General features: G+C 67.8%; 17 protein-coding genes. 16 read left to right on the plus strand and 1 reads right to left on the minus strand.

Translation table 11 applies throughout. The features are described 5' to 3' along the window. Positions 1-99 precede the first annotated feature (99 nt). From typA to ACIQ9P_RS21105, 16 genes are all read left to right on the plus strand, one after another. Entirely contained in the window at positions 100-1,968 is a 1,869-nt protein-coding gene (gene typA, locus ACIQ9P_RS21030; RefSeq protein WP_402357938.1) for a translational GTPase TypA, read from the plus strand. Positions 1,969-2,409: 441 nt separating this feature from the next. Further along, a complete protein-coding gene (locus ACIQ9P_RS21035; RefSeq protein WP_402357941.1) occupies positions 2,410-4,044 on the plus strand; it encodes an ABC transporter substrate-binding protein in 1,635 nt (544 codons plus the stop codon). A 90-nt stretch (positions 4,045-4,134) separates the two neighbouring features. Then, a complete protein-coding gene (locus ACIQ9P_RS21040) occupies positions 4,135-5,079 on the plus strand; it encodes an ABC transporter permease (RefSeq protein ID WP_093860689.1) in 945 nt (314 codons plus the stop codon). Further along, entirely contained in the window at positions 5,072-6,013 is a 942-nt protein-coding gene (locus ACIQ9P_RS21045) for an ABC transporter permease (protein ID WP_402357944.1), read from the plus strand. The genes ACIQ9P_RS21040 and ACIQ9P_RS21045 overlap by 8 nt, the downstream gene beginning before the upstream one ends. Before the next feature lie 19 nt (positions 6,014-6,032). Further along, positions 6,033-7,082, plus strand: coding sequence for an ABC transporter ATP-binding protein (locus tag ACIQ9P_RS21050; protein ID WP_402357947.1), 1,050 nt, complete (start codon positions 6,033-6,035; stop codon positions 7,080-7,082). Next, positions 7,075-8,091 (plus strand): ABC transporter ATP-binding protein, encoded by a 1,017-nt coding sequence (locus ACIQ9P_RS21055; protein WP_093860686.1) that lies wholly within the window; start codon positions 7,075-7,077, stop codon positions 8,089-8,091. Before ACIQ9P_RS21050 ends, ACIQ9P_RS21055 begins: the two co-directional genes overlap by 8 nt. 197 nt (positions 8,092-8,288) lie before the next feature. Then, positions 8,289-9,914 (plus strand): ABC transporter substrate-binding protein, encoded by a 1,626-nt coding sequence (locus ACIQ9P_RS21060; RefSeq protein WP_402357951.1) that lies wholly within the window; start codon positions 8,289-8,291, stop codon positions 9,912-9,914. A gap of 85 nt (positions 9,915-9,999) precedes the next feature. After that, positions 10,000-10,926, plus strand: a complete 927-nt coding sequence (locus ACIQ9P_RS21065; protein ID WP_402357954.1) for an ABC transporter permease — start codon at positions 10,000-10,002, stop codon at positions 10,924-10,926. Between the two features lie 76 nt (positions 10,927-11,002). Next, positions 11,003-11,917: an ABC transporter permease gene (locus ACIQ9P_RS21070; RefSeq protein WP_402358036.1), complete on the plus strand. Its 915-nt coding sequence runs from the start codon at positions 11,003-11,005 to the stop codon at positions 11,915-11,917. Positions 11,918-11,932: 15 nt separating this feature from the next. After that, complete coding sequence (locus ACIQ9P_RS21075; protein ID WP_402357957.1) at positions 11,933-12,985, plus strand: ABC transporter ATP-binding protein; 1,053 nt, start codon at positions 11,933-11,935, stop codon at positions 12,983-12,985. Continuing rightward, positions 12,975-14,078 carry an ABC transporter ATP-binding protein gene (locus ACIQ9P_RS21080; RefSeq protein WP_402357960.1) on the plus strand — a complete coding sequence of 368 codons (1,104 nt, stop codon included), beginning with the start codon at positions 12,975-12,977 and terminating at the stop codon, positions 14,076-14,078. Before ACIQ9P_RS21075 ends, ACIQ9P_RS21080 begins: the two co-directional genes overlap by 11 nt. 432 nt (positions 14,079-14,510) lie before the next feature. Next, positions 14,511-16,157, plus strand: coding sequence for an ABC transporter substrate-binding protein (locus ACIQ9P_RS21085; RefSeq protein WP_402357963.1), 1,647 nt, complete (start codon positions 14,511-14,513; stop codon positions 16,155-16,157). Between the two features lie 93 nt (positions 16,158-16,250). Continuing rightward, positions 16,251-17,195 (plus strand): ABC transporter permease, encoded by a 945-nt coding sequence (locus tag ACIQ9P_RS21090; RefSeq protein ID WP_030397128.1) that lies wholly within the window; start codon positions 16,251-16,253, stop codon positions 17,193-17,195. After that, positions 17,188-18,198 (plus strand): ABC transporter permease, encoded by a 1,011-nt coding sequence (locus ACIQ9P_RS21095; RefSeq protein WP_402357966.1) that lies wholly within the window; start codon positions 17,188-17,190, stop codon positions 18,196-18,198. Before ACIQ9P_RS21090 ends, ACIQ9P_RS21095 begins: the two co-directional genes overlap by 8 nt. 15 nt (positions 18,199-18,213) lie before the next feature. Continuing rightward, positions 18,214-19,308 (plus strand): ABC transporter ATP-binding protein, encoded by a 1,095-nt coding sequence (locus ACIQ9P_RS21100; RefSeq protein WP_402357969.1) that lies wholly within the window; start codon positions 18,214-18,216, stop codon positions 19,306-19,308. Then, complete coding sequence (locus ACIQ9P_RS21105; RefSeq protein ID WP_402357972.1) at positions 19,301-20,320, plus strand: ABC transporter ATP-binding protein; 1,020 nt, start codon at positions 19,301-19,303, stop codon at positions 20,318-20,320. The genes ACIQ9P_RS21100 and ACIQ9P_RS21105 overlap by 8 nt, the downstream gene beginning before the upstream one ends. A 97-nt stretch (positions 20,321-20,417) precedes the next feature. On the opposite strand, the gene ACIQ9P_RS21110 is transcribed toward ACIQ9P_RS21105, so the two are convergent. Beyond that, positions 20,418-22,136, minus strand: a complete 1,719-nt coding sequence (locus ACIQ9P_RS21110) for an ABC transporter family substrate-binding protein (RefSeq protein ID WP_402357975.1) — start codon at positions 22,134-22,136, stop codon at positions 20,418-20,420. Positions 22,137-22,171: the final 35 nt, after the last annotated feature.

Genomic DNA, 22,171 nt, shown 5'->3' on the forward strand with positions numbered 1-22,171 from the left:
AGTAGCAGGCGGAACGGGCGGCGGCGATCAACAGGGATCGCCGGTCGGCGTCACGCAGCCGGGCGCCGTAACCCACGATTCCGGGAGAATCCGCTCAGCATGCCCACGCGCAATGACATCCGCAACGTTGCCATCGTCGCTCACGTCGACCACGGCAAGACCACCCTGGTCGACGCCATGCTGAAGCAGGCCGGCGCCTTCGCGGCCCACCAGCACCTCGACGACCGGATGATGGACTCCAACGACCTGGAGCGCGAGAAGGGCATCACCATTCTCGCGAAGAACACCGCCGTCAAGTACCACCCCAAGGAGGGTGGCGCGCCGATCACGATCAACATCATCGACACCCCCGGCCACGCCGACTTCGGTGGCGAGGTCGAGCGCGGCTTGTCGATGGTCGACGCGGTCGTACTGCTGGTCGACGCCTCCGAGGGCCCGCTGCCGCAGACCCGCTTCGTGCTCCGCAAGGCGCTGACGGCCAAGCTGCCGGTCATCCTCTGCATCAACAAGACCGACCGCCCGGACTCCCGGATCGACGAGGTCATCAACGAGACCTACGACCTCTTCCTGGACCTCGACGCCACCGAGGACCAGATCGAGTTCCCGATCGTCTACGCCTGTGCGCGTGACGGCGTCGCCTCGATGACCAAGCCGGAGAACGGCACCGTGCCGGCCGACAGCGACTCGCTGGAGCCGTTCTTCTCCACCATCCTGCAGCACGTGCCGGCCCCGACCTACGACGAGGACGCGCCGCTCCAGGCCCACGTCACCAACCTGGACGCGGACAACTTCCTCGGCCGTATCGCGCTCTGCCGCGTCGAGCAGGGCGAGCTGCGCAAGGGCCAGCAGGTCGCGTGGATCAAGCGCGACGGTTCGATCCAGAACGTCAAGATCACCGAGCTGCTGATGACCGAGGCGCTCACCCGCAAGCCGGCCGAGGTGGCCGGCCCCGGCGACATCTGCGCCGTGGCGGGTATCCCGGACATCATGATCGGCGAGACCCTGGCCGACCCGGAGAACCCGATCGCCCTGCCGCTGATCACGGTGGACGAGCCGGCCATCTCGATGGTCATCGGCACCAACACCTCGCCGCTGGTCGGCAAGGGCGGCAAGGGCCACAAGGTCACCGCCCGCATGGTGAAGGACCGCCTGGACCGCGAGCTGATCGGTAACGTCTCGCTCCGCGTGCTGCCGACCGAGCGCCCCGACGCCTGGGAGGTCCAGGGCCGCGGCGAGCTGGCGCTGGCCATCCTGGTCGAGACGATGCGCCGGGAGCTCTTCGAGCTGACCGTCGGCAAGCCGCAGGTCGTCACCAAGGTCATCAACGGCAAGACCCACGAGCCGGTCGAGCGGATGACCATCGACAGCCCCGAGGAGTACCTCGGCGCGATCACCCAGCTCATGGCGACCCGCAAGGGCCGCATGGAGACCATGACGAACCACGGCTCCGGCTGGGTCCGCATGGAGTTCATCGTGCCGTCGCGCGGTCTGATCGGCTTCCGGACCCAGTTCCTGACCGACACCCGCGGCACCGGCATCGCGCACTCCATCTTCGAGGGCCACGAGCCGTGGTTCGGCGAGCTCCGGATGCGCAACAACGGCTCGCTGGTGGCGGACCGCGCGGGCGTCGTGACGCCGTTCGCGATGATGGGCATCCAGGAGCGCGGCACGCTCTTCGTGGAGCCCACCACCGAGGTGTACGAGGGCATGATCGTCGGCGAGAACTCGCGCCAGGACGACATGGACATCAACATCACCAAGGAGAAGAAGCTCACCAACATGCGTGCGGCCTCCTCCGACACCACCGAGAACCTGGTGCCGCCGCGCAAGCTCTCGCTGGAGCAGTCGCTGGAGTTCTGCCGCGAGGACGAGTGCATCGAGGTGACCCCGGAGACCGTGCGTATCCGTAAGGTCGTCCTGGACCAGAAGGAGCGCGGCCGTTCGGCTTCGCGCGCCAAGAAGGCGTGATTCCGGCCTTCTGAGCCTCTCCGGCCGTGCTCCGGCCGGAAACTGTCGCCCCCCTTTCCGATGGAGAGGGGGGCGAACTTTTTCAACTACTCGCCGATGTCGGAGCGGGTATTAACGGAATAGCGCTTACCACGCTCAGGTGTCCGCTGAGCGAACGTGACAGTCCGTCATTCATGACGACTGTCCGTTTGATGCCTGTCTGAGTATGTCTCTTATGTCCGATTTTCGAAACTTACCGACCGTTCATGTGACCTAATTGAGATCGGTAGTGGTCACTTTCGTGTCCGTGGGTGACACATAGTGGGTGCAGTCAGGCTCGGGTCAAGGGTTAACGCGCAGGGGTGCGCGCCGAAACCACGAGCGCGGACGGCACAGCGGACCGGCGACAACCGACCGCGGTGCTCTCCTCGTTGGAAAGTCGAATTCAGGAGGCATCCCCCCATGCGTGGTGCAACCCAGACCAAGTGGCTCGTGGCAGCGACCGCGATCGCTCTCGCGGCGACCGCCTGCAGCACCAGCTCGAAGAGCACCGACAAGGCTGCCTCCGGCGGCGGCACCATCGCCGTTCAGCTCGGTGAGCCGCAGCACGGTCTGATCCCGCAGAACACCGCGGAGTCCGAGGGTGCCGAGGTCCTGGGCGCGCTGTTCGCCGGCCTCATCGAGTACGACACCAAGACCAACGAGCCGAAGCTCCGCGTCGCCGAGTCGATCGAGTCTCCCGACAGCAAGCTCTGGACGATCAAGCTGAAGGACGGCTACACCTTCCACAACGGTGAGAAGGTGACCGCCCAGTCCTTCGTGGACGCCTGGAACTGGGGCGCCAACCAGGACAACGCGGCCGAGGGCCTGCCGTTCTTCGCCAAGATCGAGGGCTCCGAGGACCTGGCCCCGGGCAAGGACAAGAAGCCGGCCACCGACAAGCTCAAGGGCCTGACGGTCGTCGACGACAAGACCTTCACGGTCGCCCTGACGAACCCGTTCTCCCAGTTCAAGACCATGCTGGGCTACAACGCGTTCTACCCGCTGCCGAAGGCGTTCTTCCAGGACAAGAAGACCTTCGAAGAGGCCCCCATCGGCAACGGCCCGTTCCAGATGGACGGCAAGTGGGAGCACAACCAGCAGATCAAGATCAAGCGCTATGACAACTTCCCGGCCTCCGACGGCAAGGCGAAGCTGCAGGGCGTCACCTTCAAGATCTACGACAAGCTGGAGACGGCGTACAACGACCTGCGCGCCGACAACATCCAGGCGACCGACAAGCTCCCGATCTCGGCCATGGGCACGGTCAAGGGCGAGTTCGGCGACCGCTACATCTACAAGCCGGAGTCCGGCGTCGGCTACATCGGCTTCCCGATCGCCACGAACCCGGCCACCTACGGCAAGCCGGAGGTCCGCAAGGCGATCTCGATGGCGATCGACCGCGAGGCGATCACCAAGACGATCTTCTCGGGCACCCGCGTCCCGGCCGACGACTTCGTCAACCCGCTGATCCCGGGCTACCGCAAGGGCGCCATGGGCGACGCGGCGAAGTACGACCCGGCCAAGGCCAAGGCGCTGTGGGACTCCGTCGGTGGCGTCCCGAACAACACCATCGAGCTGGGTTACAACGCCGATGGTGGCCACAAGGAGTGGATCGAGGCCGTCGCCAACCAGCTGAAGAAGAACCTGGGCGTCGAGGTCACCACCAAGCCGTTCGAGAAGTTCGGCAAGATCCTGGACGCGCTGGGCGAGAAGCAGTACTCCGGTGCCTTCCGCATGGCGTGGTCGATGGACTACCCGTCGATCGAGAACTACGAGCGTCCGATCTTCTCGAAGGTCGCGATCGAGAACGGCTCGAACTACGGCGGCTACGTCAACGAGAAGTTCGAGTCGCTGCTGGACCAGGCCGACCAGGCGAAGAGCCCGGAGGAGGGCCTGAAGCTGTACCAGCAGGCCGATGACGTCCTCATCGAGGACCTGCCGTACATCCCGGTCTACACCTACATGTCGTCCGCGGCGTACAGCAAGAAGATCAAGAACTTCGACACCGACGCCCAGGGTCGCATGAACCTGGACGAGGTCGAGCTCGCCGGCTGATCCGGTTAATCAGACGATCGGGGGCGGGTGGACCGGACTACAGTCCGGGTCCTCCCGCCTCCCTTCCTTGTCCGAAAGTGTGGAGGTCTGATGGGCCGCTATGTGATCCGCCGACTGATACAGGCGATCCCTGTCCTGATCGGCGCGACGTTCCTGATCTACTGGCTGTGCTTCAGCCTGCCCGGTGACCCGGTGCAGGCGCTGGCCGGTGAGAAGAAGGCCGACCCGATCGTGGCGGAGATGATCCGCCAGAAGTACCACCTGAACGACCCGTTCCTGCTCCAGTACTGGAACTACATCACGGGCGTCTTCCAGGGGAACCTGGGCGAGAGCCTGACGGGTCGCCAGGTGAGCGACATGATCAGCGAGGCGTTCCCGTTCACCGTCAACCTCGCCATCGTGGCTTTTGTCATCGAGGCGATCATCGGTGTGCTGGCGGGCGTCATGGCGGCCCTGCGCAAGGGCAAGTTCCTGGACCAGTTGGTCCTCATCAGCACGCTGTTCGTGATCTCGATCCCGGTCTTCGTCACCGGCTTCGTGCTCCAGCTCGTCCTCGGCGTCAAGTTGAAGAACGACTACGGCATCGAGATCTTCTCCGTCTCGTTCAACGAGGAGGACGGCCTGCGCGGCTATCTGCTGCCGGCCTTCGTCCTGGCCTCGACCTCGCTCGCGTACGTCGCCCGACTGACGCGCACCAGCCTGATGGAGACGATGCGCGCGGACTACGTCCGCACCGCGGTCGCCAAGGGCCTGAAGAAGCGCCGGGTCATCGGACGGCACGCACTGCGCAACGCCCTGATCCCGATCGTCACCTTCCTCGGTGCCGACCTCGGCGGTCTGATGGGCGGCGCGGTCATCACCGAGAAGATCTTCAACATTCACGGCATCGGCGGTCTGCTCGCCCAGGCCGTGTACCAGAAGCAGGGCACGATCATCGTCGGCGTCGTGACGCTGCTGGTGATGATCTACCTGGTCACCACCCTGCTCGTGGACATGCTGTACGCCGTGCTCGACCCGAGGATCCGCTATGAGTGAGACCATCACCAAGGGCGCCGAGGCCCCTTCCGGGGACAACACCCCCAAGTCCTCGCCGGAGAAGAAGCAGAAGCCGGAGCGCGTCGCCAGCCTCTGGACCGACGCGCTGCGCGACCTGCGCCGCAACCCTGTCTTCATCATCGGCGCAGCGCTGGTGTCGTTCCTGATCATCCTGGCCGTCGTGCCGGGCTGGTTCACGGACGGGAGCCCGTTCGACAACAACGCGTGCGACCTGGCCGACTCGCTGAAGCGCCCGAGCGCCGAGCACTGGTTCGGCTTCGACGTCCAGGGCTGCGACATCTACACCCGCACGGTGTGGGGTGCCCGCAACTCGATCATCGTCGGCGTCCTGACCACCTCGATGGTCACGCTGGTCGGCGCCCTGCTCGGCCTGCTGGCCGGCTGGAAGGGCGGGATCGTCGACTCGATCCTGTCCCGCTTCACCGAGATCTTCTTCTCGATCCCGCTGCTGCTCGGCGGCATGCTGATCATGTCGATGCTCGGCAAGGGCAACGCCTGGACCGTCTCGGTCGTCATGACCGTGCTCGGCTGGCCGCAGATCTTCCGCATCATGCGCGCCTCGGTGCTGGCCAACAAGAACAACGACTACGTGATGGCCGCCCGCGCCCTCGGCGCCGGCGCCGGCCGGATCACCTTCCGGCACATCCTGCCGAACGCCATCGCGCCGGTGATCGTCGTGTCCGCGATCTCGCTGGGTGTCTACATCGGTGCCGAGGCCGCCCTTTCCTACCTGGGCATCGGCGTCCAGCCGCCGGAGATCTCCTGGGGCCTGATGATCAGTGACGCGTCGGTCCGCTTCCTCGACGCGCCGCACGTCCTGCTCTTCCCGTCGGCCGTACTGAGCGTCACCGTACTGGCCTTCATCATGCTCGGCGACGCGGTCCGCGACGCCCTCGACCCGAAGCTCCGCTGAGAGAAGAGGTGACGACCCGATGACCACCGTGATCGAGAAGAACCAGAAGAACGGCCGCCTGGAGGTTGGCACCCCGCTGCTGGAGGTCAAGGACCTCCACGTGGAGTTCCACACTCGGGACGGCGTCGCCAAGGCCGTGAACGGCGTCAACTACTCCGTGGCGGCCGGCGAGACGCTGGCCGTGCTCGGCGAGTCGGGCTCCGGCAAGTCGGTGACCGCCCAGACCATCATGGGCATCCTCGACATGCCGCCGGGCAAGATCAGCCAGGGCCAGATCCTCTTCCGTGGGCAGGACATGCTCACGATGACCGAGGAGAACCGCCGGCAGATCCGCGGCCAGAAGATCGCGATGATCTTCCAGGACGCGCTGTCCTCGCTGAACCCGGTGATGACCGTCGGCGCCCAGCTCGGCGAGATGTTCCGGGTGCACCGCGGCTCCTCCAAGAAGGAGGCCCGGGAGAAGGCCATCGAGCTGATGGAGCGGGTGCGCATCCCCGCCGCCCGGCAGCGCGTGGGTGACTACCCGCACCAGTTCTCCGGCGGTATGCGCCAGCGCATCATGATCGCCATGGCGCTCTCCATGGAGCCGGACCTGATCATCGCGGACGAGCCCACCACCGCCCTGGACGTCACCGTCCAGGCCCAGGTGATGGACCTGCTCGCGGAGCTGCAGGCCGAGTTCAACATGGGCCTGATCCTGATCACCCACGACCTCGGCGTGGTCGCCGACGTCGCGGACAAGATCGCCGTGATGTACGCCGGCCGGATTGTCGAGACCGCCCCGGTCCACGAGCTGTACGCCAACCCGGCGCACCCGTACACCAAGGGCCTGCTCCGCTCGATCCCGCGCCTGGACCAGAAGGGCCAGGAGCTGTACGCGATCAAGGGCCTGCCCCCGAACCTGCTCAAGGTCCCGGCCGGCTGCGCGTTCAACCCCCGCTGTGACGTCGCCACCGACCTGTGCCGCACGGAGATCCCGAAGCTGCACCAGGTGACCGACAAGGACGGCAAGGAGCTCACCGGCCGCCGCAGCGCGTGCCACCTCTGGAAGGAGACCCTCCATGGCTGAGCCCATCCTGGAGGTCAAGGACCTGGTCAAGCACTACCCGCTGACCCAGGGCATCCTGTTCAAGAAGCAGGTCGGCGCCGTCAAGGCCGTCGACGGCGTCTCCTTCGACCTGGCGAGGGGCGAGACCCTCGGCATCGTCGGTGAGTCCGGCTGTGGCAAGTCCACGCTGGCCAAGGTGCTGATGAACCTGGAGCGGGCCACCTCCGGCCAGGTCCTGTTCAAGGGCGAGGACATCTCCAAGCTGTCCGGTGCCGGCCTCAAGGCCGTCCGCCGGAACATCCAGATGGTGTTCCAGGACCCGTACACCTCGCTGAACCCGCGGATGACGGTCGGCGACATCATCGGCGAGCCGTTCGAGATCCACCCCGAGGTGGCGCCCAAGGGCGACCGCCGCAAGGCGGTCCAGGACCTCCTCGACGTCGTCGGCCTGAACCCGGAGTACATCAACCGGTACCCGCACCAGTTCTCCGGCGGTCAGCGCCAGCGCATCGGCATCGCCCGCGGCCTCGCGCTCAAGCCCGAGATCATCATCTGCGACGAGCCGGTCTCGGCCCTCGACGTGTCGGTCCAGGCCCAGGTGATCAACCTGCTGGAGCAGCTCCAGAACGAGTTCGAGCTCTCCTACATGTTCATCGCCCACGACCTCTCCATCGTCCGGCACATCTCCGACCGCGTCGGCGTGATGTACCTCGGCAAGATGGTCGAGATCGGCACGGACGAGGAGATCTACGAGAACGCCACCCACCCGTACACCCAGGCACTGCTCTCCGCGGTGCCGGTGCCGGACCCGACGGCCCGTGAGTCCCGGGACCGGATCATCCTGACCGGTGACATCCCCTCGCCGGCCAACCCGCCGTCGGGCTGCCGCTTCCGCACCCGCTGCTGGAAGGCCGAGGAGCGGTGCTCGACCGAGGTCCCGCTGCTGGCGGTGCCCGAGGTGCTCAGCGGCGCGGCCAAGCACGAGTCGGCCTGCCACTTCGCGGAGGTGCGGGAGCCGGCCGCGGCCTGATCCCGCGTCCGATCCCGCCCGGAGGGGCCCGTAGCCGTTCGCGGCACGGGCCCCTCCGGCGTTCCCCGGTCCGGGGGGACGGGGCGTCAACCGGGTGCGGCGGCCGTGCACCCGTCCGGGGGTACCCGACTCGCGCCGCCACGGCGGCGCGCTTCTCATGGGGTGTGATGCGTCACACACCTTGAGGAGGGACCTCCATGCCCCTGGCCACCCGTGCTCGATGGGTCCTCGCCGCAGCGACGTCCGTGGCCCTGGTGGCCAGCGGGTGCAGCAGCAGCGGCAGCGGCGGCAGCAGCGGCTCGTCGGACAACAGCAAGACCTTCAGTTACCAGAGCAGTGAGCCGCAGAACCCCCTGCAGCCGGCCAACGCCAACGAGACCGGCGGCGGACGCATCATCCAGAACCTCTTCAAGGGGCTGGTCGACTACGACCCCTCGAACGCGAAGATCCGGATGCAGGTCGCGGACAAGATCGACACCAGCGACTCGCAGACCTTCAACATCACGCTGAAGGACGGCTGGAAGTTCCACGACGGCACCCCGGTGCACGCGAAGAACTTCGTCGACGCCTGGAACTGGGCCGCGACCAGCACCAACACGCAGATCAACAGCAGCTGGTTCTCCGACATCGAGGGCTACCAGGACGTCCACCCGGCGAGCGGCCAGCCGGCCGCCAACAAGATGTCCGGGCTCACCGTCGTCGACGACCTGCACTTCACGGTCAAGCTGACCGGCAAGGTCTCGTACTTCGAGTACAAGCTCGGCTACATCGCCTTCTCCCCGCTGCCCGACGCCTTCTTCAACGACCCGGCCGGGTACGGGCAGAAGCCGGTCGGCAACGGCCCGTACCAGTTCGTCAGCTGGGACCACAACCAGCAGCTGGTCACCAAGGCGTTCCCGGACTACCAGGGCGTGGACAAGCCGAAGAACGGCGGCGTCGTCTTCAAGATGTACAGCACCGCCGAGGCCGCCTACGCGGACCTCCAGTCCAACAACCTGGACGTGATGGACCAGGTGCCGCCGTCCGCCCTGGCCACCTACAAGACCGACCTGGGGGACCGGGCCGTGGACGCGCCCCAGGGCGCGATCCAGAACATCGGCTTCACGCTCTACCAGGCCGACTGGGCATCCCCGGACAAGGCGAAGGTCCGCCAGGGCCTGTCGATGGCGATCGACCGCGACACCATCACCAAGACGGTGCTCCAGGGCTCGCGCAAGCCGGCCACCGCCTGGGTGGCCGAGGGCGTCGAGGGCTACAAGGACGGCCAGTGCGGCGAGTTCTGCACCTTCAACGCGGCCAAGGCCAAGCAGTTGGTGACCGAGGGCGGCGGCGTCCCCGGCAACAGGCTGACCATCACCTACAACGCCGACGGCGGCCACAAGGAGTGGGTCGACGCGGTCTGCAACTCGATCCGCCAGAGCACCGGCGTCGACTGCGTGGGTGACCCCAGGCCCGACTTCAAGACCGCCCGCGCGGCGATCACCGGCCACCAGATCAACGGCGCCTTCCGCACCGGCTGGGTCCAGGACTACCCGCTGAACGCCAACTTCCTGGCCGACGTCTACCGCACCGGCGCCGCGTCCAACGACTTCGGCTACAGCAGCCCGCAGTTCGACCAGCTCGCCACCCAGGCCGACCAGGCCGCCAGCGTGGCCGACTCGGTGACCGGCTACCAGCAGGCCGAGGCCGTACTGGCCGGTGACATGCCGGCCATCCCGCTCTGGTACTACCGCACCACCTCGGGCTACTCCACCAAGGTCCAGAACGTGAAGTTCGACTCCTTCGGCAACCCGGCCTGGACCCAGGTCGAGGTCAAGGGCTGACGAGCTCCCCCGCGCAGGCCCCGCCCTTCCCGCACGGAGGGCGGGGCCCCGGGCACTCGACCACATCCCTAGGAAGGAGGCTCGAATGGGCAGTTATGTGCTGCGGCGGGTGCTGCAGATGATCCCGGTGTTCTTCGGCACCACGCTGCTGATCTTCCTGATGGTCTACACGCTGCCGGGCGACCCGGTCTCGGCGCTGTTCGGGGACAAGGCCGCGGACCCCGCCGTGGTGGCCGGCCTCAAGCACAAGTACTACCTGGACCAGCCGATCTGGAAGCAGTACCTGCACTACATGGGGAACCTCTTCCAGGGGGACTTCGGCACCAGCTTCACCGGCCGCCCGGTCAGCGACATCATGGCGGACGCCTTCCCGGTCACCATCCGGCTGGCCCTGATGGCCTTCGCCTTCGAGCTGGTCTTCGGACTGCTGCTCGGCCTGGTCTCCGGGCTGAAGCGCGGCAGCATCCAGGACACCCTGGTCCTGGTGCTCACCCTGCTGGTGATCTCGATCCCGGTCTTCGTGCTGGCGTACATCGCGCAGACGATCTTCGCCACCAATCTGGGCTGGGTCACCCCGACGGTCCAGAACTCCAAGGACCTCTCGCAGCTGATCCTGCCCGCCGTCGTGCTGGGCTCGCTCTCGCTCGCGTTCGTCGCCCGGCTCACCCGGACCTCGATCGGGGAGAACCTGCGGGCCGACTACATGCGCACGGCGGTCGCCAAGGGCCTGCCCCGGCGCACCATCGTCACCCGCCACCTGCTGCGCAACTCGCTGATCCCGGTGGTCACCTTCCTCGGCACCGACCTCGGCGCGCTGATGGGCGGCGCGATCGTGACCGAGGGGATCTTCAACGTGCAGGGCGTCGGCAACGTGCTGTACCGGGCGATCAACCAGAAGGAGGGACCCACCGTGGTCGGCATCGTCACCGTACTGGTGATCGTCTACCTGGTTGCCTCCCTCGTCGTCGACCTGCTCTACGCGGTCCTGGACCCGAGGATCCGCTATGCCTGACATCCACGACGAGAGCTCCTTCGAGCGGCACCCCAAGCCTGGAGTGGACCACCTGGACTACGCCGGTGAACAAGGCATGGCGGTCGAGCAGGAGACCCTGGTCGAGCCGGACCCGGAGAAGCGGGAAGAGGCCCGCAGCCTCTGGGGCGACGCCTGGCGGGACCTCCGGCGGCGCCCGATCTTCCTGATCTCGGCGGTGCTGATCCTGCTGCTGATCGTGATGGCGGTCTTCCCCGGGGCGTTCACCGACGCCGATCCGCGCAAGGCCGACCTGGTCAACGACTACCTGAAGCGGCCGGACTGGACGGACTTCTTCGGCGCCGGCTGGTTCGGCTACGACGGCCAGGGCCGCTCCATCTACGCCCGGGTGGTCTACGGCGCCCGGGCCTCGATCACCGTCGGCATCTTCGTGACCGCCACGGTCACCCTGCTCGGCGGGCTGTGCGGCATGGTGGCCGGCTACTTCGGCGGCGCGGTGGACGCGCTGCTCTCCCGGATCATCGACATCTTCTTCGGCATCCCGCTGCTGCTGGGCGCGCTGGTCCTGCTGAACGCCTTCTCCACCCGCACGGTGTGGACGGTGGTCGTCGCGCTGGGCGTGCTGGGCTGGACCCAGATCGCCCGCGTCATGCGCGGCGCGGTGCTGACCGTCAAGCAGGCCGACTACGTGATGGCCGGGCGGGCGCTCGGTGCCGGCACCGGACGGCTGATGTTCCGGCACATCCTGCCGAACGCGGTCGCCCCGGTGATCGTGGTCGCCACCATCGCGCTCGGCGGCTACATCGCCACCGAGGCGACGCTGAGCTTCCTCGGTATCGGCCTGCAGGACCCGACCATCTCCTGGGGCATCGACATCTCCTCGGCCCAGAAGGTGATCCGGACGGCGCCGTACGTGCTCTTCTTCCCGGCCGCGGCGCTCTCCATCACCGTCCTGGCCTTCATCATGCTGGGCGACGCGGTGCGCGACGCCCTCGACCCGAAGCTTCGCTGAGCGAGGGGACGCATCGTGAGCACAGCAGTCGACACCGGCACCTCCCGCCGGGAGGCACCGTACGAGGGCCCGTTGCTCGACGTGCGCGATCTGCACGTCGAGTTCGTCACCCGGGACGGGGTGGCCCGGGCGGTCAACGGGGTCAGCTACAGCGTCCGGGCGGGAGAGACGCTGGCGGTGCTCGGTGAGTCCGGCTCGGGCAAGTCGGTGACCGCGCAGGCCATCATGGGCATCCTCGACATGCCGCCGGCCCGGATCCCCCGCGGCGAGATCCGCTTCCGCGGCGAGGACATGCTGGTGATGGACAAGGAGCGGCGGCGGCGGATCCGCGGGCAGAAGATCGCGATGATCTTCCAGGACGCGCTGTCCTCGCTGAACCCCGTGCTGACCGTGGGGTTCCAACTCGGCGAGATGTTCCGCGCGCACCACAAGAGCTCGCGCAAGGAGGCCAAGGAGAAGGCCGTCGAGCTGATGGAGCGGGTGCGCATCCCCGCCGCCAAGGACCGGGTCAACGACTATCCGCACCAGTTCTCGGGCGGTATGCGCCAGCGCATCATGATCGCCATGGCGCTGGCGCTGGAGCCGGACCTCATCATCGCGGACGAGCCCACCACCGCCCTGGACGTCACCGTCCAGGCCCAGGTGATGGACCTGCTCGCGGAGCTCCAGGCCGAGTTCCACATGGGGCTGATCCTGATCACCCACGACCTCGGCGTGGTCGCCGACGTCGCCGACAAGATCGCCGTGATGTACGCGGGCCGGATCGTGGAGACGGCGCCCGTGCACGAGCTGTACGCGCGCCCGGCGCACCCGTACACCCGGGGCCTGCTGGACTCGATCCCGCGCCTGGACCAGAAGGGCCAGGAGCTGTACGCGATCAAGGGCCTGCCGCCCAACCTGCTGCGGATCCCACCGGGCTGCGCCTTCAACCCGCGCTGCCCGCGGGCCCAGGACATCTGCCGACAGGAGGTGCCGGCGCTGTTCCCGGTCACCGGGGACGACGGCACCGAGCTGGCCGGGCGCGGCAGTGCCTGCTTCTTCTGGAAGGAGACCCTCCATGACCGTTGACGGGGCCGGCGCACTCGACTCGCCGGCGGAGGCCGCCTTCGGCCGGGAGGTGGTGCGCGGCGAGCCGATCCTCGAGGTCCGCGACCTGGTCAAGCACTTCCCGCTCACCAAGGGCGTGCTGTTCAAGAAGCAGATCGGCGCGGTGAAGGCGGTCGACGGGGTCTCGTTCGACCTGATGCAGGGCGAGACGCTGGGCATCGTCGGTGAGTCCGGCTGCGGCAAGTCCACGCTGGCCAAGGTGCTGATGAACCTGGAGCCGGCCACCGGCGGCTCGGTGAAGTACAAGGGCGAGGAGATCTCCAAGCTGTCGGGCGCCGGGCTGAAGGCGGTGCGCCGGAACATCCAGATGGTGTTCCAGGACCCGTACACCTCGCTGAACCCGCGGATGACGGTCGGCGACATCATCGGGGAGCCGTTCGAGATCCACCCCGAGGTGGCGCCCAAGGGCGACCGCCGCAAGGCGGTCCAGGACCTCCTCGACGTCGTCGGGCTGAACCCGGAGTACATCAACCGGTACCCGCACCAGTTCTCCGGCGGTCAGCGCCAGCGCATCGGCATCGCCCGCGGCCTGGCGCTCAAGCCCGAGATCATCATCTGCGACGAGCCGGTCTCGGCCCTCGACGTCTCGGTCCAGGCCCAGGTGATCAACCTGCTGGAGCAGTTGCAGGGGGAGTTCGAGCTCTCCTACATGTTCATCGCGCACGACCTCTCCATCGTCCGGCACATCTCCGACCGGGTCGGGGTGATGTACCTCGGTCGGATGGTCGAGATCGGGAGCGATCTGGAGATCTACGAGCACGCCACCCATCCGTACACCCAGGCACTGCTCTCGGCGGTGCCGGTGCCGGATCCGACGGCGCGCGAGTCCCGGGACCGGATCGTGCTGACGGGGGACGTGCCCTCGCCGGCCAACCCGCCGTCGGGCTGCCGCTTCCGCACCCGCTGCTGGAAGGCGCAGGAACGGTGCGCGACGGAGGTCCCGCTGCTGGCGGTACCGGGCGGGCTGGCCGGGCTCGCCGCGCACGACTCGGCCTGCCATTTCGCGGCCGAGCGCGGGGGAACGGCTCCGGGGGAGCGGTCGGAAAGCGGTTGACAGCGGGGCCGGACCCCGTCGGCGGAGCGCGTCCTCCTTCTGGAGGGCGCGCTCCTGTTTTGTCCACCCGCCGACCTGCGGTAATTCCGGCCGGCGTCTCCGGGTGATCATCGAAATAGATCATTACGCTTCGTAAATATTCGAATACCGGTGCTATCGGTCCGTTATCCGGAAAGCGGAGCCGATGATTCCGTGCGCGATATGGCGGAATTTGCCGAGTATTGTCACGGGTTGGTCCCGGCATGTAATTGAAAAGAGATGTGAGGGCGATTCCACCGAAGGGGTCGGGTGATCGATAGTTGCTCTGCGCGTATCAGTGGTCACCTCGCCGGCTGTGCGGATCGGCCCTGAGATGTCGACCCCCGCCGTGCGCGGCACACCGACTGGCGGGGCGCCGTTCGTTCCTAAGCCCCTAAAACGAGGAGCAGTTGAATGAGGCTCACCAAGACGATGCGCTGGACCGCGCTGGCCGCGTGCACCGCGCTCGCCATCTCCGCGTGCAGCACCAGCAGCGACAAGAAGTCCACCGACGGGGCGAACGGGTCGGGCAAGAAGGGCGGCTCGATCAGCATCGAGTCGGGTGAGCCGCAGCACGGTCTGGTCCCGCAGAACACCGCGGAGTCCGAGGGTGCCCAGGTGCTGGCGCAGATCTTCGCCGGCCTGGTGGAGTACGACCGCAAGACGAACGAGCCGGGGCTGCGCGTCGCGGAGTCGATCGAGTCCCCCGACAGCAAGGTCTGGACGATCAAGCTGAAGGACGGCTACACCTTCCACAACGGTGAGAAGGTGACCGCCCAGTCCTTCGTCGACGCGTGGAACTGGGGCGCGAACCAGGACAACGCGGCCGAGGGCCTGCCGTTCTTCTCCAAGATCGAGGGCTCCGAGGAGCTGTCTCCGGGCAAGGACAAGAAGCCGACCACCGACAAGCTCAAGGGCCTGACGGTCGTCGACGACAAGACCTTCACGGTCACTCTGAGCGCCCCGTTCTCGCAGTTCAAGGTCCTGCTGGGCTACACCGCGTTCTACCCGCTGCCGAAGGCTTTCTTCCAGGACAAGAAGAGCTTCGAGGAGTCCCCGATCGGCAACGGCCCGTTCCAGATGGACGGGAAGTGGGAGCACAACCAGCAGATCAAGATCAAGCGCTACGACAACTTCCCGGAGGCGGACGGAAAGGCCAAGCTGGATTCCGTCACGTTCAAGATTTACGACAAGCTGGAAACGGCTTACAACGATCTCCGGGCCAACAACATCCAGATCACCAACAAGCTCCCGATCTCGGCGATGGCGACCGTCGCCCAGGAATTCGGTGACCGCTACATCTACAAGCCGGAGTCCGGCGTCGGCTTCATCGGCTTCCCGATCGCGACCAACCCGACCGCGTACGGCAAGCCGGAGGTCCGCAAGGCGATCTCGATGGCGATCGACCGCGAGGCGATCACCAAGACGATCTTCTCGGGCACCCGCGTCCCGGCCGACGACTTCATCAGCCCGATCATCCCGGGCTACCGCAAGGGCGCCATGGGCGACGCGGCGAAGTACGACCCGGCCAAGGCCAAGGCGCTGTGGGACTCCGTCGGTGGCGTCCCGAACAACACCATCGAGCTGGGCTACAACGCCGATGGTGGCCACAAGGAGTGGATGGAGGCCGTCGGCAACCAGCTGAAGAAGAACCTGGGCGTCGAGGTCACCTTCAAGCCGTTCGAGAAGTTCGGCAAGATCCTGGACGCGCTGGGCGCCAAGCAGTTCTCCGGTGCCTTCCGGATGGCCTGGCAGATGGACTACCCGTCGATGGAGAACTACCTGCGGCCGATCTTCTCCAAGGTCGCGATCGAGAACGGCTCGAACTACGGCGGCTACGTCAACGAGCAGTTCGAGGCGCTGCTGGACCAGGCCGACCAGGCGAAGTCGGTGGAGGAGGGCCAGAAGCTGTACCAGCAGGCCGACGACATCCTGATCAAGGACCTGCCGTACATCCCGGTCTACACCTACATGACCTCGGCGGCCTACACCAAGACCGTCAAGAACGTGGTCGTGGACGCCCAGAACCGCATCGACCTGGCCAACGTCGAGCTGGCCTGACCTCCGTCCAGTCCGAACGGCACGCCGTAACGGGCGGCGCGGGCAACCCCCGCGCCGCCCGGCACCGGCGTGCCCCGATCATGAGGAGACCGCATGGGCCGCTATGTGGTCCGCCGGATCATCCAGGCCATACCTGTGATCCTCGGCGCGACGTTCCTGATCTACGCACTGGTCTTCCTGCTGCCTGGCGACCCCATTGCCGCACTGGCCGGTGAGAAGAGGCAGGACCCCGCCGTCGTGGCCGTCCTCCGGGACCGGTACCACCTCGACGACCCGTTCTTCGTGCAGTACTGGGACTACCTGACCGGCCTGTTCAAGGGCGACTTCGGCGAGGACTACCGGGGCAACCAGGTCGTCGACGTGATGCAGCGGGCCTTCCCGTACACCATCAACCTGGCGTTCGTCGCGCTGGCCATCGAGATGGCGGTGGGCGTCACCGCCGGCGTGGTCGCCGCCCTGCGGCGCGGCAAGTTCATCGACAACGTGGTGCTGATCTCGACCCTCATGGTCATCTCGATCCCGGTCTTCGTGATCGGCTTCGTGCTCCAACTGGTCATCGGGGTGAAGCTCAACACCGACTACGGCATCGACTTCTTCCCGGTCTCCTTCAACGAGGAGGCCGGTTTCCGTTCGTACCTGCTGCCCGGCTACGTCCTCGCCTCGACCTCACTGGCGTACGTCGCCCGGCTCACCAGGACCAGCCTGATCGAGGTCATGCGGGCCGACTACGTCCGGACGGCGGTGGCCAAGGGGCTCAGCCCGCTGCGGGTGGTGGTCCGGCACGGTCTGCGCAACGCGCTGATCCCGATCGTCACCTTCCTGGGCATGGACCTCGGCGGCCTCATGGGCGGCGCCGTCATCACCGAGGGCATCTTCAACATCCCCGGCGTCGGACACCAGCTCTTCCAGTCCGTCTACCTGCGGGAACGCACCATCGTCGTGGGCATCGTGAGTGCCCTGGTGATGGTCTACCTGTTCGCCAACCTGGTGGTCGACCTGCTGTACGCCGTCCTGGACCCGAGGATCCGCTATGAGTGAGCCGACGAAGAGCGAGAACACGGGCGCGGCGGTCCCGGGGCAGTCGGGCTCCGGGTCGGCCGCCGGCGGACCCACGGCCGAGGCGGCCGCCGCGGTCGCCGGGGGCGCGACCGCCAAGGGCGCCGCCGCGCCGGACGCCAAGGCCGAACGGGTCGCCAGCCTCTGGACCGACGCCTGGACGGACCTGCGCCGCAGCCCGCTGTTCCTGATCGGCGGGTTCCTGGTGCTGTTCATGGTCGTCCTCGCGATCGCCCCGCAGCTGTTCACCGACGGCGACCCGCGCGCCGGCGGCTTCTGCAACCTGGCCGACTCGCTGAAGCGGCCCAGTGGTTCGCACTGGTTCGGCTTCGACGTCCAGGGCTGCGACATCTACACCCGGACCATCTGGGGCGCCCGCAACTCCATCATCGTCGGCATGGTGACCACCACCCTGGTGGTCCTGGTCGGCGGCAGCCTCGGCCTCTGGGCCGGCTGGATCGGCGGGATCGGGGACAGCGTGCTTTCCCGGGTCACCGAGATCTTCTTCGCGATCCCGCTGCTGCTCGGCGGCATGCTGATCATGTCCACCTGGGGCGAGGGCAACGCCTGGACCGTCTCCGCCGTGATGGCCGTGCTCGGCTGGCCGCAGATCTACCGGCTGATGCGCTCGGCGGTGCTGGCCAACAAGCACAACGACTACGTGGTGGCCGCCCGGGCGCTCGGGGCGGGCACCGGGCGGATCGTCGGCCGGCACATCCTGCCGAACGCCGTCGCCCCGGTGATCGTGGTATCGACCATCAACCTGGGCGTGTACATCGGCGCCGAGGCCGCGTTGTCCTACCTGGGCATCGGCATCCAGTCTCCGGCGATCTCCTGGGGTCTGATGATCAGTGACGCCCAGGCCCGCTTCCTGAACGCCCCGCACGTCCTGCTGTTCCCGGCCGCCGTGCTGAGCATCACCGTGCTGGCGTTCATCATGCTCGGCGACGCGGTGCGCGACGCCCTCGACCCGAAGCTGCGCTGAGGAGGGCCGCGGACCATGACTGACATGACGAAACCGGTGAGGGACGGGGCCGGGCAGGGCCCGGAGGCGGTGCAGGTGCTCGGCGGGCGCCGGGAGAACCTGGTGCCCGGCACGCCCCTGCTGGAGGTCGACGATCTGCACATCGAGTTCCACACCCGGGACGGCGTCGCCAAGGCCGTCAACGGGGTCAGCTACTCGGTGGCGGCGGGGGAGACGCTGGCGGTGCTCGGCGAGTCCGGCTCGGGCAAGTCGGTGACCGCGCAGGCCATCATGGGCATCCTCGACATGCCGCCGGGGCGGATCACCAACGGCTCGATCCGGTTCCGCGGCGAGAACCTGCTCACCATGAGCCCCAAGGCGCGGCGGGCGGTGCGGGGCCGGAAGATCGCGATGATCTTCCAGGACGCGCTGTCCTCGCTGAACCCGGTGCTCAGCGTCGGCTACCAGCTCGGCGAGATGTTCCGGGTGCACCAGGGGGCCGGCCGCAAGGAGGCCAAGGAGAAGGCCGTCGAGCTGATGGAGCGGGTGCGCATCCCGGCCGCCCGGCAGCGCGTCGGCGACTATCCGCACCAGTTCTCGGGCGGTATGCGCCAGCGCATCATGATCGCCATGGCGCTGGCGCTGGAGCCGGACCTGATCATCGCGGACGAGCCGACCACCGCGCTGGACGTCACCGTCCAGGCCCAGGTGATGGACCTGCTCGCCGAGCTGCAGGCCGAGTTCAACATGGGCCTGATCCTGATCACCCACGACCTCGGCGTGGTCGCCGACGTCGCCGACAAGATCGCCGTGATGTACGCGGGCCGGATCGTGGAGACGGCGCCCGTGCACGAGCTGTACGCCCGCCCGGCGCACCCGTACACCCGGGGCCTGCTCAACTCGATCCCCCGGCTGGACCAGAAGGGCCAGAACCTCTACGCGATCCAGGGCCTGCCGCCGAGCCTGCTGCGGATCCCGTCGGGGTGCGCGTTCAACCCGCGCTGCGACCGGGCCCAGGACGTCTGCCACACCGAACTCCCGCGCCTGGTACCGGTGCTGGACGCCGAGGGGGCCGACCTGCCGGGCCGCCGCAGCGCCTGCCACTTCTGGAAGGAGACCCTCCATGGCTGAGCCGATCCTGGAGGTCAGGGACCTGGTCAAGCACTACCCGCTGACCCAGGGCATCGTCCTCAAGAAGCAGGTCGGCGCGGTGCGGGCGGTGGACGGCGTCTCCTTCTCGCTGGTCAAGGGCGAGACGCTGGGCATCGTCGGTGAGTCCGGCTGTGGCAAGTCCACGCTGGCCAAGGTGCTGATGAACCTGGAGAAGGCGACCTCGGGCCAGGTCCTGTTCAAGGGCGAGGACATCACCCGGCTCTCCGGCTCCGGGCTGAAGGCGGTGCGCCGGAACATCCAGATGGTGTTCCAGGACCCGTACACCTCGCTGAACCCGCGGATGACGGTCGGCGACATCATCGGGGAGCCGTTCGAGATCCACCCCGAGGTGGCGCCCAAGGGCGACCGCCGCCGGGCGGTGCAGGACCTGCTGGACGTCGTCGGGCTGAACCCGGAGTACATCAACCGCTATCCGCACCAGTTCTCCGGCGGTCAGCGCCAGCGCATCGGCATCGCCCGCGGCCTGGCGCTCAAGCCGGAACTGATCATCTGCGACGAGCCGGTCTCGGCGCTGGACGTGTCGGTCCAGGCGCAGGTGATCAATCTGCTGGAGCAGCTGCAGAACGACTTCCGGCTGTCGTACATGTTCATCGCGCACGACCTCTCGATCGTCCGGCACATCTCCGACCGCGTCGGCGTGATGTACCTCGGCAAGATGGTCGAGATCGGGACCGAGGAGGAGATCTACTCCCACCCGACCCACCCGTACACCCAGGCGCTGCTCTCGGCGGTGCCGGTGCCCGACCCGACCGGGCGCGAGCACCGGGAACGGATCCTGCTCAGCGGCGACATCCCCTCGCCGGCCAACCCGCCGTCGGGCTGCCGCTTCCGCACCCGCTGCTGGAAGGCCGAGGAGCGGTGCGCCGAGGAACTTCCGCTGCTGGCCGTGCCGTCGACGCTGCGCGGGCCGGCCGCGCACGAGTCGGCCTGCCACTTCGCGGAGGTGCGGGACGTGATCGGTTCGGGCTGACCGTGCCCGGCACCGCACCCGGGGGCCCCGGAGTCCGCGCGGCTCCGGGGCCCTCCGGCGGTCGGCCCGAAGGCCGCCGCCGGGTCGGCCGCCGGGGTCACTTCTGGAAGCCGACGTTCTCCCAGACGATGTCGGACAGGCCCTGGGCGCCGATGTTGGCGAGCTCGGCGCGGGCCCCGTACAGCTGCGGGCGCTGGTAGAGCGGCAGGACCCCGGCCACCTTCCAGAGTTCGGCGTCGGCCTGGTTGATGGCCTCGAAGGCGCCGGCCGCGTCGCCCGCGGCGGAGGCCCGGTCGAGCGCGGCGTCGACCGCGGGGCTGCCGGCCTGGGAGTGGTTGGTGCCGCCGTTCTGGACGAAGTTGGCCCGGTTGCCGCTGGCCGGGAACGGTGTGCCGAGCAGCGAGTAGGCGGCGATGTCGAAGTCCCGCCGGTTGACGTACTTGTCGAAGTACTCGTTGGGGTTGGCGGTGACCGTGGTGACCTTCACCCCGACCTCCTTGAGCATGCCGGTGGCGACGGCGGCCTCGTTCTGGGCCTGGGTGACGCCGGCGGGGATGACCAGCCGCAGATTGAGCTCCTTGCCGTCCTTGCGGCGGACGTCGCCGTCGAGCTTCCAGCCGGCCGCGTCGAGCTTTCGGACCGCTTCGGCCGGGTCGTAGCGGCTGAGGCCGAGGGAGTTGTCCCGGTAGGCGTTCTGGTTGGCCACCAGCAGGTGGTTGTTGAGGGTGACGGTGGGCCAGTCGAGCCCGGCCAGGTCGGAGCGGGCGATGACGTCCCGGTTGATCGCCTGGAACAGGGCCTGGCGGACGGACGGATCGGTCAGCGCGGGGCTGCGGCCGTTCAGGGTGAACTGGCGGAAGTCGGGCCCGCCGGCCCGGCGCACGGCCGCGCCGGGGGTGCTGCGGACGAGCTGGTAGCCGGCCACGTCCGGGCCGTTGTTGAACAGGTCGATATCACCCTTGTTGAAGGCGGCGGCCATCGTGTTGGGCAGCATCGCGCGGAAGACGATCCGGTCCAGCAGCGGCTTGTCGCCCCACCAGGCCGGGTCGGCGACCAGGGTGACGGTCTGCGCCGCCCGGTCCATCCGCTCCACCTTGAACGGGCCCGCGGTGACCGGGATGGCGTCGAGGTAGGCGGTGTTGAAGAGCTCGGGGGTGGCGATCCGGCTCGCGGGCAGCAGCGGGGCGTTGGCGGCCCCGTTGAACATCGACTGCCACTCGGAGAACGGCCGCTCGAAGGTCATCACGGCCTGGAAGTCGTCCTTGCCCCGCTCGACCGCCGAGACCAGCTCGAAGCCGGTGCTGCTGGCCGACCGGTAGGCCGGGTCCTTGCCGTTCAGCGCCCGCCAGTTGGCCTCGATGTCGCGCCAGGTGATCGGGGCGCCGTCGGACCAGTGGGCCTTCGGGTTGAGCGTCCACACCACCACCTGGCGGCCGTCCCGCTGCTCGCTGTGCGCGTCCTGGAGGTAGGCCGGGTTGGGGGTCTGGGTGCCGGCCGCGTCGGAGCGGAAGAACGTCGGCAGCAGCGGCTTGGTGACGGCGATGGTGGAGGACTCGCCGCCGTCGGTCTGCACCGGCGACCACTGGGTGGAGTACTGGGCCACCGCGACCCGCAGGGTGCCGCCCTGGCGCAGCTCGGCGCGCTCGTGCGGGTTGATGTCCACCGCGGTGAGCTTGGGCGTCTCGACCGAGCTCGGGAGGGCGCGGGCGTCGGCGCCGGGGCCGTTGCCGGGACCGCAGGAACACAGCGTCAGCGAGAGCGAGACGGCGGTGAGACCGGCGATCAGGGCCGTACGGCGGTACAGGGGGCGGCCCATGGTGGTTCTCCCGGGACGGATGCGGCGGACGGTAG

Origin of the sequence: Kitasatospora sp. NPDC094019, assembly GCF_044764505.1 — a bacterium.
GTDB lineage: Bacteria > Actinomycetota > Actinomycetes > Streptomycetales > Streptomycetaceae > Kitasatospora.